This window comes from Flagellimonas sp. CMM7 (assembly GCF_021390195.1).
Classification (GTDB): Bacteria; Bacteroidota; Bacteroidia; order Flavobacteriales; family Flavobacteriaceae; genus Flagellimonas.
Map to the genome: position 1 here is coordinate 4,083,558 of NZ_CP090003.1, position 14,224 is coordinate 4,097,781.

Consider the following 14,224-nt stretch of genomic DNA (forward strand, 5'->3'; position numbering starts at 1 on the left):
GCAGTCGAGAAATCTTTACAAGGGTATTCTTAAATAGGCCCAGTGATGGGGAACCTAGATTTCGCTCACTCATTACATTTTATTTTAAATGACAATAGGTTAGTAGTTTAAAACAGGTAATAAGTTGAAGTATTAACCCTTGATTCTGTGAGGATAATCAACGAACTTCGTTATCCTTGGATATAAACCATTAAAACGGATTATATCTTTTTAGTTACTATGTATTGAAGAAAATGTTTATGAAATCGATATAGTAAAGAAAATTATGACTGTAATAAGCCAACTTTCATCATCATTAGGGCAGAAAGGGAATGATGCAAATATAGCCTTAGCTAAAGAAATTGCAGAAACTGAAAATAGTTATGCGATTAAAGAACTTGTTCAAAATTTGGGGAATAAGGATAAAAAATACAAGCAGATTGTATAAAAACACTGTATGAGACAGCCTATATAAAGCCTGGTTTGATTGCCGAATATTATGCTGAGTTTTTAGGATTATTATCAAATAAAAACAATAGATTGGTTTGGGGAGGAATGATTGCTTTATCGACAATTTCAGATTTGAAAAGTAAGGAGTTATTTGAATCAATAGAGCAGATTTCTAGCACTGTAAATAAAGGTTCTGTAATAACGGTTGATGCTGGAGTTGAGATATATACAAAACTCAATAAATATTCAGAGTTTCAAGACAAAGTTGAAAACTTACTGACTGACCAACTGTGGAAATGTCCAATTAAACAATTGCCTAAATACATAGAAAAATCAACTATCTCTATCAATGAAAAGAACAAGGAAATTTATCAAAAAATAATAAATGAACGAATGACAGAATGTGAAAAGGAGTCACAGGTAAAAAGGCTTGATAAAATACTTAAACTGATTCATAAAATATAAAAACGCATAGTAACAATAGCTATAACGAAACTCTTCTATCCCCTATTCTTTTCTTCAATCCATTTAGCCATATACTTGGTACTGGCCATGGAATGATGCTGTGCTAGTCGCCCAATAAAGTTATTGCTACGGTGTGTTTCCAGATTTTGCCGTAACTGCTCTATTTGTTCTCGTACCTTTTTTTGCAATGCGGTTTTATCATAAAACGTATTGATAAGGGTAACTCCATTGGTTTGTGCTGCTTCCCACTTTTCCTTGTTTTGGTAATGTTCCACTGCAGCCGTTACAAAAGCATTCCAATCGTTACATATGACTCCATTCCAAGGTAAATTACCGTGCATGCCTTCTGCACCAATAACCGTGGTTATGCTGGGAATTCCGTGTTGCATGGCAGTAATCAATTTTCCCTTTATCCCGGCTCCAAATTGTAAGGGAGCTAGATTCACTCTGGCATGTTGCAATACGGTTTCCAAATTCTTAGCCCAACCCATAACATGAAAGCCTTCACCTGGTTTATGGAGTTCCAGCACCCGATTTGGTAGGTATGCACCGTAGATATGTAGCTCAGCATCTGGTAATGCCTTTCTAATTAAAGGCCAAATAGTATTTTTTAGGGTGATAATGGAATCTACATTGGGAGCATGCTTGCCATTTCCCACACAAACAAAATCCTTCCGCTCTTCAAAGGTGGACCATTCACCCATTGTTTTTGCATCCAGTTTTTCCAGCATAAATGGCAGATGCATCAACAAGCTTTTTGGAGTGCCCAATTCATTTTGCAATAATTCCATCTCATAGGAAGAAATCATCAATGACAAATCTGAACGGTAAATGCTCGCTGCCTCTCTAAGTGTCATTCCATGGTTCTTCCATTTCTGTGGCGTAAAAGCTTCATTTTTTTTATGGCATTCTTCCCGAGTTTTTCGCAGGGAATGTAAATCCTCCGTATTTAAAACCCTAAGTGCCTGTGGAGCAAATTGAGCAACACGCCATCCATACTGTTCCTCAGTCATAAACCTATCAAAGACAACCATGTCTGGCTCCAATTCCTTAATAAAACTATCAAAACTGGAATGATTCAGCTGTATGGTTGTTTCCTCTACTCCCATCGCTTCTAAATCTAAACTGTATTCAGATTTTGCTGCAGCAGAGCCAAAGGTTATATGGTATCCGAAGTCATTAAAAGCGTGAAGCAATTGTTGCATACGATGGCCCGCCGCCGTAGTAGACGGTTCTGGCCATACATAACCAATAAAAAGTACTTTTTTCATCTTGGCTACATTAGCGCCGCGAACTTTTTAGAGATACTGGAGCGTAGTTTACGTTCATAATCTTCCTCTAACCATTCCTTGTAATTCTTGGTGTTGTTCATGATGCAATAAGAATACTGGCGCACCCGGTACGCAATCTCTTCTTTTAGCTCCTTGGCCAAAATACGGGCATCAAAAACATCCTCACTGTTCTCTAAACAGATTTGAGCGTGTTGTTCAATACTCATCTCTAACACCAATTTGGACTTTCCGCCTTTGGCAAATACCTTTTTGTATTCCTCTTTTATATCAAAAGTGATGTTTTCGGATTTGCTGAATTTAGCTTTTAGCTCATCAGACATTACATACACAAACTCTCGTTCTATTTCTTCATCATTTTTGATGTTTTCCAAATAAAAATCAGGAAAATGGAAGATTTCTTGCCAATCTAACGGAGAATCCCATGGACCAAACCTAGCAAGGTTGTTCCCCATGTCTATCACGGAAAATTCATCTTTATTGGGTAAAATCCTTGAACCCCTTCCAATCATTTGGAAGTATAACGTGAGTGAACGTGTAGCTCTGTTCAGAATAATGGATTGTACAGTAGGTTCATCAAAACCAGTGGTTAAAATACTTACTGATGTTAGAATGGCCTGCGGAGTATTGGCAAACCAATCCAATATTTCTTTCCGTTCGGATGCGGTATTCTTATTGTCTAAATGCCGGATGTCATACCCCGCTTTTTTAAAGGTTTCGTACACATAAAGCGATGTATTGATACCATTATTGAAGATAAGTGTTTTGGTGCCTTTAGCAATTTCTTCGTATGCAGAAACCAATTTTCCCAGCATACTATGGTTACCATAAAACTCATCTGAAGACTTTACGGTGTAGTCTCCATTTATACCCAGTTTTAGGGTTTTTAAACTTACATCATAATTGTACAGATTGGCTTTGGCCAAAAAACGTTTTTCAATTAATGATTTAATGGATTCCCCTATGATCAAATGTTTATAATGATCTTTCATAGGGAGTTTTATATTGGAGCTTAACGGAGTGGCCGTAACGCCCAATATAGTAGCTCCTTCAAAATACTTGAACAGTTTTCTAAAAGAATTGTAATGCGCCTCATCTATTATGACAAGACCTATGTTGTTGATAGTGACCTTTTCTTCTTGTAGCCTATTGTTCAAGGTTTCTACCATGGCCACAAAACACATATAGTCATCTTGGTCATTCAGCTCTTTTACCTCGCTATTGATGATTTTATTTGCCACCCCAAAACCGTGAAGCATTTTGGAAGTCTGCCTGCTCAGCTCTATTCTATGAGTAAGTACCATCACCTTTTTACCCGTATCCTGAATGTATTTTCGGGTTATTTCAGAGAAAACCACTGTTTTCCCCCCTCCCGTAGGCAACTGGTATAAAATATTGGTGCCATCTGGCAACTCATTGATATGCTTGAAGATTTTTTTTAGATCTTCTTGCTGATAATCGTATAATGTCTTTCTGTTTACTGCTTTCTCTACCTCCAAAGGAAAATGGATTAAATGTTCCAAAATATCAAACCTTACAAAATTAGGAGTTTTTTAGACCACCGCTAAGCTTTATTTCAGCATTTCTATTAAGATACTATCAACAATTGTTTTGGGAGTGATTTTTGCCCATATTTTAGTGTTGCTCATAACATTTTGATAACAATAACAATTGTCATTTGGAAAATAGCCTTTTATGATGTATCATGTAAGCTATAATCACGTAGAAACTAAATACACCTATGAGGCAGCTAAAAATCATAAAGCAGGTTACCAATCGAGAATCTAAATCCTTAGATAAATACCTTCAAGATATTAGCAAGATTGATTTGATTACTGCCCAAGAGGAAGTAGAGCTAGCGCAACGGATTAGAGATGGGGATCAGATTGCCTTGGAGAAATTGACCAATGCAAACCTTAGGTTTGTGGTATCAGTAGCCAAACAATACCAAAATCAAGGATTAAAATTGCCAGATCTTATTAATGAAGGCAATGTAGGTTTGGTAAAAGCAGCCAAACGTTTTGATGAAACCAGGGGCTTTAAATTTATCTCTTATGCCGTTTGGTGGATCAGACAGTCTATTCTTCAAGCTTTGGCAGAACAGTCAAGAGTGGTGCGTCTTCCGTTGAACAAGATTGGTTCGATCAATAAAATCAAAAAAACATTTTCTTACTTGGAACAGGCGCATGAAAGGCCACCTTCTCCTGAAGAGATTGCCAAGGAACTGGATATGACCGTTACAGAGGTAAAGCAGTCGCTTAAAAACTCAGGCAGGCACGTTTCTATGGATGCTCCGTTAAAGGAGGGAGAAACTTCAAGTTTGTATGATGTGCTGAATTCGGCCGAATCTCCAAATCCCGATAAGGATTTGATGCATCAATCCCTGAACACTGAAATCAACAGAGCTTTAGAGACACTTTCTCCTAGAGAAGCTGATGTTGTTCGGTTGTATTATGGTATTGGCGACCAGCAGTCCATGACTTTGGAGGAGATTGGAAGCACTTTTGATCTTACCCGTGAACGCGTTAGACAAATACGGGAAAAGGCGATTAGAAAGTTACGGCACACTTCTAAAAGTAAAATCTTAAAATCCTATCTAGGTTAGGATTTACAGCAATAAAAAAGGGGATGTTATAATTACATCCCCTTTTTCATGATATACACTTTAAACTATCACGGACGGCTCAACTGACTAATATTAAAGTCAGTTAGCATTTCATTTAAATCTTGAATAAAATTCAAGTAAGCTGTATTTTCTTGGTTTTGATTTTTCATAAGATAAAGTTTGGGCTATTACTATAAATAATCTAACTCTGCAAGTTCGTTTATGCTCAAAATTTCATTGAGTTCCTGAAGGAACGCCAAGTATTCTTCTCCGTAGGTATCGTACAACATAGTATTAGGTGATTTAATCTTTGGGTTGTTGTTATAACGTAAACCTATTGGAAAGATTATGACAGTGCAATAATTTGTGGTGAAATTCCTGGTATAAGTTGTGAAATTGCAAAAAATATACTTTATAAGAAAAATAGCACATTTGTCGAGTTTGGGCTAAGAACAAAGAACAATTATTGATTTTCTTTCTCCGATTCAAAAATGTGCAGAGAAACCTCAAAATCCATATTCAAGTCCTTTACTTTTGCTGGCATAATATTGAATTCATCGTACAAAAAACAAAGGTTCATGGGTAACAATCGCTGTTCTTTGGCAGAACGCCCCAATTTATCCAACAATGCACATTTGACCTCAAATGCTTTATTACTGATCGTGAGGTTTTCGTTGTTTTCAAGTTCTTCAAGTAGCGGAATCTCTTTGGTATCCCCTATCTCTAAAATTTGATTTAGTAAAATTAGTTTACAGTCTAGATCAGTAGCGTGTTCAAACAACTGATGAAAGATACTTTGAAAATGTTCAGGTAGGTCATTATCTTTCATGATGTTGGGTTTGGTTTTTACATATCTCTCAGCACATCAATTTCAAAATCAACCAGCTCTTCAACCTTAGGGTATTCTACTAAGAATTGGTTGTATAGAAAGTTAAGGTACTTTATATCGTTATCCGTTTTGCAAACGGCACTCATTTGATTGGTAATTTCAAGTAAGCTGACCGTTTTCATCATTCGGAGGCATGGCTGTATTTTTTGACAAGCAAAATCCACTCCTCTAAAGTTTTTGGTTTGTAAGTGTACTTTTATGCCACCTATAAATTCCAGTATGTTTTGTTTGTAAAGCCTAATCAGTTCTTCCAATAACTCCATTTGACCCATACATTCCGTTAAAACAGGTTTTAGGTTTACTTTTTGGGTTGAAAAGACTGATTCTAAATTTTCTTCCACAATTTTGGTACTGGGGATTGTGCTTTCTATATGTTCCATATGCTCAGGGTTCTCTCTATCATTGTCATTCAAATGCTTACTAACCGTTTTAAGGGCCTTTGTAATGCGTTCTTGCTTTTTGGTCAAATTGGTTGTTTCCAACAATTGAATCAAGGAAAAAAGCAATTCGGTATTTGAGGGCGTTTTTTGTAAATCTTCAGAAAGAGGTTCTGGTAGTTTTTTCTCTGCTCCCTTAATGCCAATCTGTTCATAAATTACCTCTAACTGGTTCATTTCCGAAACACCAAAAACTTTGTCCTCTAAACCTGTTTTAAAACTATAAAATGACTTTTTTAACTTTCCTGCCTCTACCGTACCCAATTCTTCATAAGAAAAGCTACTTAGCCCTATTTCCAATTTTTCTAAATACGTCAGTAATTCTCGTGTCCCCAAAACTTCTATTATTAGTGTTATTAAGTATCTCTAAAAATGTTGATTTTGGTTTGGGAATACAACTTAATGTTCTATACGGTGCGCATTTTGTTGTCAAATTGCTTTATTTGTAGGTGTAAAAAAAAAGACATGAGATATTCTTACTTATTGGCTGCTATTACAATTCTATTTTCATGTGCAGAAAAGAATCCTAAAAAGACCGAAACCTTGGAGGAAAAAGCAAAAAAAATACATGAAAACGTAATTACTATTGATACTCATGATGATATCAATATAAAGAACTTTACAGATAGCATTAACTACACCCAAAATTTGGACACTCAAATAAATTTGCCAAAAATGGAAGCCGGCGGGTTGGATGTAGTTTGGTTGATTGTGTATACTGGTCAAGATTCTTTAAATACTGAAGGATATGCCAAGGCTTCCGAAAATGCCATTTCTAAGTTTGATGCCATTCGTAGATTATGTGAAGAATATGCTCCAGATAGAATAGAATTGGCACTTACTTCTGATGACGTAAGAAGAATTAGTGCTTCTGGTAAAAAAGTTGCAATGATTGGCGTTGAAAATGCTTATCCTATTGGTGAAGACTTATCAAAGTTTGAAGAATATCAAAAACGCGGAGCACGTTACATTTCCTTATCCCACAATGGACATAGTCAATTTTGCGATTCCAATACGGGCGAAAAGGATAGTATATGGCTACACAATGGTTTAAGTGACTTAGGCAAAAGTGCTGTGAAAGAGATGAATAGGTTGGGAATGATGATAGATGTCTCTCATCCGTCCAAAGAGTCCATGAAACAAATGATTGCGTTATCCAAAGCACCTATTATTGCTTCCCATTCTTCCGCAAGAGCTTTATGTGATCATAGCAGAAATTTGGATGATGAACAGCTTTTATTATTAAAAGAAAATGGAGGTGTAGTACAAACAGTGGCATTTAGTTCATATTTAAATACCGAAAAGCATGAGGCACGAGCAGCTTTTATGAAGGAAATTCACAAGAAGGTAGCGGACTCTCTTAAGATAAACTGGTATGAACGGTCACAATTCTCATCCCTAACTGATGTTCAACAAGCTGAATTTATTGAAAACTATCCTAAAGTACTTAAAATAGCCAATGCCATTGCTGAAAAAGACAATTCGGCTCCACCAGCGGTTGATGTATCAGATTTTGTAGATCATATTGATTATATGGTAAACCTTATTGGGATTGATCATGTTGGAATTAGCTCAGATTTTGATGGTGGAGGCGGGATTGAAGGTTGGTCAGATGCTTCTGAAACGTTTAATGTTACATTAGAACTGGTAAAGCGTGGTTATTCCGAAGAGGATATAGCTAAACTATGGGGCGCAAACTTGCTCAGAGTATTGGATGAAGTGCAAGCAATAGCCGTTTCTCTCAACTAAAACTCCTCTTTTTCTCTTTTTGCCAGACGGTCCTTAACGTATTCCACTTTGGTTTTTCCGTGAGGTTTGGGGTTCCCTTTATCGTCCAAGTTTACCATGATAATGTTATCTACGGTAACAATACTTTCATGTGTCATTTTGTTTCTCACCTCGCAATTAAGCGATATTGAGGTGATCCCAAACTTTATGACCTCTATTCCAATTTCTACGATATCACCCTTTTCCGCTGTGCTCATAAAATTGATTTCTGACATATATTTGGTAACGACTTTTTTACTTTCTAACTGCACAATACTATACAGCGCCGCTTCTTCATCAATCCAAGCTAGGAGCTTGCCTCCAAACAAAGTTCCGTTCGCATTTAAATCTTCTGGTTTAACCCATTTTCTTGTGTGAAATCTCATTTTACCGATACTTTAAATTGTTCAGTCAGAATAAAATTAGGCTTTTGAGCTCTCCAATTAACTTTCATTTGAGTTTTAACAAAAAGATTCAATTATTATAAAGTTTGTTAATCTTAAAATAAATTTTTCTTAATTAAGTCGCTTAAAAACTGAAATAAAAATAAATTCATACATCAATCAAAACTAATCTAACACAAATGGATGCTACTTCGAATTATTATTCGGACCCCAGCTTTACCGTTTTTAGAGTACCTACATGGCGTGCGCGTTTTTACAAATTTCTGTCAGTTGATATTTGGGGCAATCTTCCCGGGAACCTTCAGCGTAAAATTTCTGCTTGGTACAGTTCATTCTACAACAAGCCTGTTTCCAAAAAAATTATTAAGCCCTACATAAGAGTAAATTACTCAGATCAGAACTATCTGGAAAAGTTTAAGCCACCTCATGGAAAATCAGATTTTGACTGTTTCCAAGATTTTTTTATTCGTGAGTTTAAATCGATTCCAAAAAACGAAAGTCCTTATGTTTGGCCATGTGAAGGCTTACTTTGCGATGCAGATAAAGTACATGACCTAAACTTGGTACATGTAAAATCCGATACCCGTTCGGTCGCCACCGTTTTTGGATTACAGGAAGGACAAATACCAAGGGAGTATACTTTTACCAATGTTTTTCTGCACAATAAGAATTATCACCGAATACATTCTCCCATAAATGGAACTATATCCAGGATACAACATATACCTGGTGATCTTGTGGTGCTAAGGCCATGGATATATAAAGAAAACCCCTCTTTACCTGCATTTAGAAATGAGCGTTATAATATAGATATTGAAGACGAAGAGGGTAACATATGGTTTATATCCATTATTGGAGGGCCTGCCGTGGGAACAATAGCACTTTCAGAACATATTTGTGTTGGCAATACAGTTAACAGGTTGCAAGAATTGTCGCTGTTTTATTTAGGGTCAACTTGTTGTATGGCTGCTCCTATCAAGCCAAGATATCACACCAAAAATACTTTTGTAGAGGTAGGCATTCCGTATTAAAATAAGGTGTTGGGCTTATTTTGATGGAGTGTTTTTGGAATTGGAAGATCTGTTTTAAATTCTTTATTGAGTTTTTCAATAAAATAAGCAGATAACAAAGGAGATTCCAGTTCCAAATTCTGATGCACAAAAAAATGAATATTCTTCAAGCCCAAATTCTTCCATATAGCTAATCTACTAATCCAATCATCTAGTCTTGGATAATCTGTGGCGTGATTTGCGCCCACATACCTAATAAATGCTTCGTTGTTCGTTAATCGCATATGCATTAAATCCCGTCTACCGGCAGTATCTACCAAAACGTTGGCAATATTATTTTCTTCCAACAAATGGTATAGCTCCTGTGCAACTTTCTCGTCATTAAACCAGTCCGTATGTCTAAATTCCATGGCCAGCGGGAATTCTTTTGGCCAATATTCTACAAACTGCACTACCCTATCCCAGTTTTTTGGATTAAAGTTATTATGCATCTGTAAAAAAATAGTTCCTAATTTATCTTTTAGAAGCGAGGTTACCTCTAAATAACGATCTGCCACTTCATACACCTTATCATTAAGCCTTCTCAAATGGCTCACTTCGTTGGTCATTTTTGGAAAGAACTTAAAATTTTCAGGAGTTTTATCGTACCACTTCTCATATTGCTCTGCCGGAAAGATTCTATAAAAAGTAGCGTTCAACTCAATAGAATTAAACTGCGAAGAATAGTACACCAACTCATCTTTAGTTCCCCTTGGGTAAAAATTCTTAAGGTCTTGCCTGTTCCACTTTGCACAACCAACATAAATGTTAGTTTTTTCACCTTTTTCGCTTTTGGAAAGAAGAACTGAGGTATCTATATGGTCCTTTGGGAAGGTAAAATCAATTAACTCTGGCTGTTCAACTTTTCCAAACTTCATATCCTGGTAAAATTCATGTTCCCATCAAAAGTAAATGATAGATTTTAAATATAAAATATGTAACATATTACTTACTTTTAATACTGATAGCTAAACTCAAATAAAATAACTAAAATGAAAACATTTAAAACTACAATCTTACTATTTTTTGCAATGGCTTTATCTGTACAGGCTCAAACAGCGGATGAAATTATAGCAAATTACTTTGAAAACACGGGAGGACTTGAAAATTGGACAAACCTAAAAGGTCTCAAAACATCTGGGGTAGGAATCCAGCAAGGTTTTGAGTTTCCCATTGGAGCCATACAGCTCAAAGATGGCCGCCAGCTGTTTTCTGCTAACATTCAGGGTAAGGAATTTAAACAACAGGTTTATGATGGAGAGGTGCTTTGGAGTACCAATTTCATGACCATGAAAGCTGAAAAAAGTGACGCCGAACAAACTGAGAACTTTAAATTGAACACCAATGATTTCCCCGATCCTTTCATTGATTACAAAGCCAAAGGATACACTGTGGAATTATTGGGAAAAGAAACCGTGGATGGAGCGGAAACTTTCAAAATAAAGTTAATAAAAGAACCTATTATGGTAGATGGCACTCAAGAAGACGATATCTCTTTCTACTATTTTGATACTGAAAACTTTGTCCCTATTGCTGTGGAGACAAAAATTACATCTGGACAAGGAAAAGGTAAAACAGCTAGATCCATAATGAGTGATTATCAAGAAATTGATGGGTTATACTTTCCCCATTCCACTTCTCAATATATTGATGGCGCTGTGGTTTTTTCAATGAACATGGAGAGTTTTGAGTTGAATCCAGAAGTGGAAGAAAATACTTTTTCTTTTCCCGAGGAGATGACCGAAGAAAAAAAATAACCCTTTCATCTTATAATCTTTAAAGACCCAAACAATGGGTCTTTTTGAATTGAAATCAAATGAAAAAACTAGTATATAATCTCTTACTAATAACAGTTTTCGCTCCTGCTTTTGGGTTTGGGCAGCAAACTATAGAATCCATTAAAGGAAAAGAACTTTTTGGAGACATGAAGGCACGCCATATAGGTCCTGCTTTGATGAGCGGTAGAATAAATGACATGGAAGTGCATCCTACCAATAGCAGGATCATCTATGCAGGAACAGCCGGGGGCGGTGTATGGAAATCAAGTGATGCGGGAGCTACTTTTAACTCTCTTTTTGATGAGCACTGCCAATCAATTGGTGCTGTAGAACTTGACCCCAACAATCCAGACAATGTAATTTATGTTGGTACGGGAGAAACATGGACACGTAATAGCGTTTCTATTGGTTGCGGTTTATTCAAGTCAACGGATGGTGGCGCAAACTGGAATAAGATAGGGTTCGAGAAATCGGAACGCATAGCCCGCGTAATTGTAAACCCAAATAATTCTCAGGAGATTTATGTTGGAGTACTGGGAGCCCTCTGGGGAGACAGTGATGAAAGAGGTGTTTACAAATCCAACGATGGCGGTTCAAGTTGGGAAAAACTTCTTTACCTAGATGCTAAGACCGGATGCGCAGATTTAACCATTGATCCCACCGACCCAAACATACTCTATGCTTCTATGTGGGAATTTCGCAGAACAGGATGGTCTTTTGAATCTGGTGGTAACAACAGTGCTTTATACAAATCTATTGATGGAGGTAAAACATGGAACAAAATACACAATGGATTTCCTTCTGGAAATCTTGGAAGATTGGCCATAGCCGTTGCCCCGTCCAATCCCAATGTACTATACACTGCTATTGAAGCGGAAGAAGATGCTAGAAAAGGTTTATATAAAAGTAATGATGCCGGGGAAAGCTGGGAGCAGCTTAACAATGATTTTGGCATCACGGTTCGTCCATTTTATTTTTCAAGAATAGTTGTTGACCCTAAAAACGAAGATGTCGTTGTTAAAGGGGGACTAACAGGATCTATTTCAAGAGACGGAGGCAAAACCTTTAAGAATTTGGGAAATATGCATTCAGACATTCATGACATAGCGTTTAATATCAATAATTCAGATGTGATGTATGTGGGTACAGATGGTGGAGTATATAGGACTTGGGATGGTGGCACCACCATGGAAATTGTCCAAAACCTTCCACTATCGCAGTTTTATCATATAAGTGTTGATGATGCAAAACCATATAATGTTTATGGGGGACTACAAGATAATGGTTCATGGTACGGCCCTTCCTCATCACCTGGTGGTGTTGAAGCTAAAGATTGGAATTCAGTAGGCTTTGGCGATGGATTTAGAGTGTTAAAACATCCTACGAAGAACGTTATATACTCAGAGATGCAGGGTGCAGCAAATGTCTGGAGGTATGACACGGATAAAATGTTGCTTAAAACAATTCAACCTCTTCCAATTTCCGAAGAAACCAAACTCCGTTTTAATTGGAACGCCCCAATGGCAGTAAGCGTTAACCAGCCTGAAAGATTTTATATGGGAAGCCAATTTTTGCATAAATCAGAGGATATGGGCAATACGTGGGAAATTATTTCTCCAGATTTAACCACCAATGATCCCACAAAACAGAATCAAGAAGATTCAGGCGGACTTTCCAAGGACAATTCGGGAGCAGAAAACCACACAACCATTTTTACCATAGCGGAATCCTCCTTAGATGAAAAGGTAATATGGGTCGGTACAGATGATGGCAATGTGCAGATTACGCAAAATGGAGGAAAAACATGGACCAACACTACTCCAAACATCCCTGGTTTACCAGAGAATACATGGTGTTATCATATAGAAGCAAGTGTCTTTAATAAAGGTACTGCCTATGCGGTTTTTGACGGCCATACTCAAAATGACATGAAGCCTTACGCATACAAGACAACAGATTTTGGAAAAACATGGAGCGCTATTATTACTGATGATGTAGAAGGTTTTGCTCGAAATATTCAGGAGGACTATGTAAATCCAGACTTGTTGTTTCTAGGAACTGAATTTGGACTTTTCATAACCATTGATGGTGGTAAAAACTGGAAAAAGTTCACTAATAACATGCCAGCCGCAGCCGTTCACTTTATAGACTTGCAAAAGACGACCAATGATTTAGTAATGGGAACACACGGTAGAGGTGTTATTATTATAGATGATATATCTCCTTTACGTGAAATAAATTCAGAATTATTGAACAAAAACATTCACTTTTTTGATACACCTATAGCAACTATTAATGAGAAAAGTAGTTTCTCTGGCAGTTTTGGTAATGAAACGGAGTTCGTTGGTTCAAGCAAGCCCTCGAGCATGCAACTGAAGTATTTTCTAAAAAAACGACATACGTTCGGTAAAATGACTTTAGAAATACACGATACAAATGGAAATTTAATTTATGAACTAACACCAGGAAAGTCAAAGGGAATCAATATTGTCAATTGGAATTTCAGCAGAAAAATCCCAAAGATTGCAAAAGGCAAAACATTTACGTTTGGTGGATTTACCGCTCCCAAAGTTGCTGCCGGAAATTATGTGGCAGTACTCAAAAAGGGCAAAGACACGTATGAACATCCTTTTGAGCTTGCTTATGATAAAGATTCTCCGCTTTCAAAGGAAGATAGGGATTTGAAGAACTCCACTACTCTACAGCTTTATGATATGACGCAAGATTTGGCTTATTTGGTATATGAAATCGATGAGATCATATCAAGTGCAGAACAAACTGGCGATAAGAAAATGGTTTTGAAGTTGAATGATTTAAAGAATCAGTTGGTGATAACTACCGGTGATAACTATGTTGGTTCTGCAGAACCTCAGTTAAGGGAAAAAATGACCACATTGTATAGCAAAGTGGCGGCCAGCTATGATAAACCCACAAAATCAGAACTGGAAAACCTAGCGCTAATTTCTAGCAAGTTTGAAGAGGCCAAAGTGACTTTCTCAAAACTTAAAACCAAATACTTGAAGAAACAAACTGTTGAGTTAAAAACATTTGAAGAGTTTTTAAAAGCGAAATAAGTTCTAATATGGCACAACTAAAAACCACCTAAGTTTTA

At 36.8% G+C, this 14,224-nt stretch carries 13 protein-coding genes; 7 read left to right on the plus strand and 6 right to left on the minus strand.

Annotated features, from left to right (window positions below; translation table 11 throughout):
- Positions 1–265: 265 nt before the first annotated feature.
- Positions 266–427 (plus strand): hypothetical protein, encoded by a 162-nt coding sequence (locus tag LV704_RS18475; RefSeq protein WP_163422207.1) that lies wholly within the window; start codon positions 266–268, stop codon positions 425–427.
- A 35-nt stretch (positions 428–462) separates the two neighbouring features.
- Positions 463–894: a hypothetical protein gene (locus LV704_RS18480; protein ID WP_163422206.1), complete on the plus strand. Its 432-nt coding sequence runs from the start codon at positions 463–465 to the stop codon at positions 892–894.
- Positions 895–929: 35 nt separating this feature from the next.
- Here LV704_RS18480 and LV704_RS18485 read toward each other — a convergent pair whose 3' ends face one another.
- Positions 930–2,165 carry a glycosyltransferase gene (locus tag LV704_RS18485; protein WP_163422205.1) on the minus strand — a complete coding sequence of 412 codons (1,236 nt, stop codon included), beginning with the start codon at positions 2,163–2,165 and terminating at the stop codon, positions 930–932.
- Between the two features lie 5 nt (positions 2,166–2,170).
- Complete coding sequence (locus tag LV704_RS18490; RefSeq protein WP_163422204.1) at positions 2,171–3,682, minus strand: DEAD/DEAH box helicase; 1,512 nt, start codon at positions 3,680–3,682, stop codon at positions 2,171–2,173.
- A 242-nt stretch (positions 3,683–3,924) separates the two neighbouring features.
- Between LV704_RS18490 and LV704_RS18495 the strand changes: the two genes are divergently transcribed.
- Entirely contained in the window at positions 3,925–4,788 is an 864-nt protein-coding gene (locus tag LV704_RS18495) for an RNA polymerase sigma factor RpoD/SigA (RefSeq protein ID WP_163422203.1), read from the plus strand.
- 463 nt (positions 4,789–5,251) lie between these two features.
- On the opposite strand, the gene LV704_RS18500 is transcribed toward LV704_RS18495, so the two are convergent.
- Positions 5,252–5,617, minus strand: coding sequence for a hypothetical protein (locus tag LV704_RS18500; protein ID WP_163422202.1), 366 nt, complete (start codon positions 5,615–5,617; stop codon positions 5,252–5,254).
- Positions 5,618–5,634: 17 nt separating this feature from the next.
- On the minus strand, positions 5,635–6,450 hold the full coding sequence (locus tag LV704_RS18505) for a hypothetical protein (RefSeq protein WP_163422201.1): 816 nt from the start codon (positions 6,448–6,450) through the stop codon (positions 5,635–5,637).
- A 129-nt stretch (positions 6,451–6,579) separates the two neighbouring features.
- Between LV704_RS18505 and LV704_RS18510 the strand changes: the two genes are divergently transcribed.
- Positions 6,580–7,863, plus strand: coding sequence for a dipeptidase (locus LV704_RS18510; protein WP_163422200.1), 1,284 nt, complete (start codon positions 6,580–6,582; stop codon positions 7,861–7,863).
- On the opposite strand, the gene LV704_RS18515 is transcribed toward LV704_RS18510, so the two are convergent.
- Positions 7,860–8,267: an acyl-CoA thioesterase gene (locus tag LV704_RS18515; RefSeq protein WP_163422199.1), complete on the minus strand. Its 408-nt coding sequence runs from the start codon at positions 8,265–8,267 to the stop codon at positions 7,860–7,862. The genes LV704_RS18510 and LV704_RS18515 overlap by 4 nt on opposite strands.
- A 197-nt stretch (positions 8,268–8,464) precedes the next feature.
- On the opposite strand from LV704_RS18515, the gene LV704_RS18520 reads away from it, so the two are divergent.
- Complete coding sequence (locus LV704_RS18520) at positions 8,465–9,316, plus strand: phosphatidylserine decarboxylase (RefSeq protein WP_163422198.1); 852 nt, start codon at positions 8,465–8,467, stop codon at positions 9,314–9,316.
- Here LV704_RS18520 and LV704_RS18525 read toward each other — a convergent pair.
- Positions 9,313–10,212 carry a DUF72 domain-containing protein gene (locus LV704_RS18525; protein ID WP_163422197.1) on the minus strand — a complete coding sequence of 300 codons (900 nt, stop codon included), beginning with the start codon at positions 10,210–10,212 and terminating at the stop codon, positions 9,313–9,315. The genes LV704_RS18520 and LV704_RS18525 overlap by 4 nt on opposite strands.
- A 114-nt stretch (positions 10,213–10,326) precedes the next feature.
- Here LV704_RS18525 and LV704_RS18530 point away from each other — a divergent pair, with 114 nt between their 5' ends.
- Positions 10,327–11,091: an outer membrane lipoprotein-sorting protein gene (locus LV704_RS18530; protein ID WP_163422196.1), complete on the plus strand. Its 765-nt coding sequence runs from the start codon at positions 10,327–10,329 to the stop codon at positions 11,089–11,091.
- A gap of 59 nt (positions 11,092–11,150) precedes the next feature.
- Positions 11,151–14,186: a sialidase family protein gene (locus tag LV704_RS18535; RefSeq protein ID WP_163422195.1), complete on the plus strand. Its 3,036-nt coding sequence runs from the start codon at positions 11,151–11,153 to the stop codon at positions 14,184–14,186.
- The last annotated feature ends 38 nt before the right edge of the window (positions 14,187–14,224 follow it).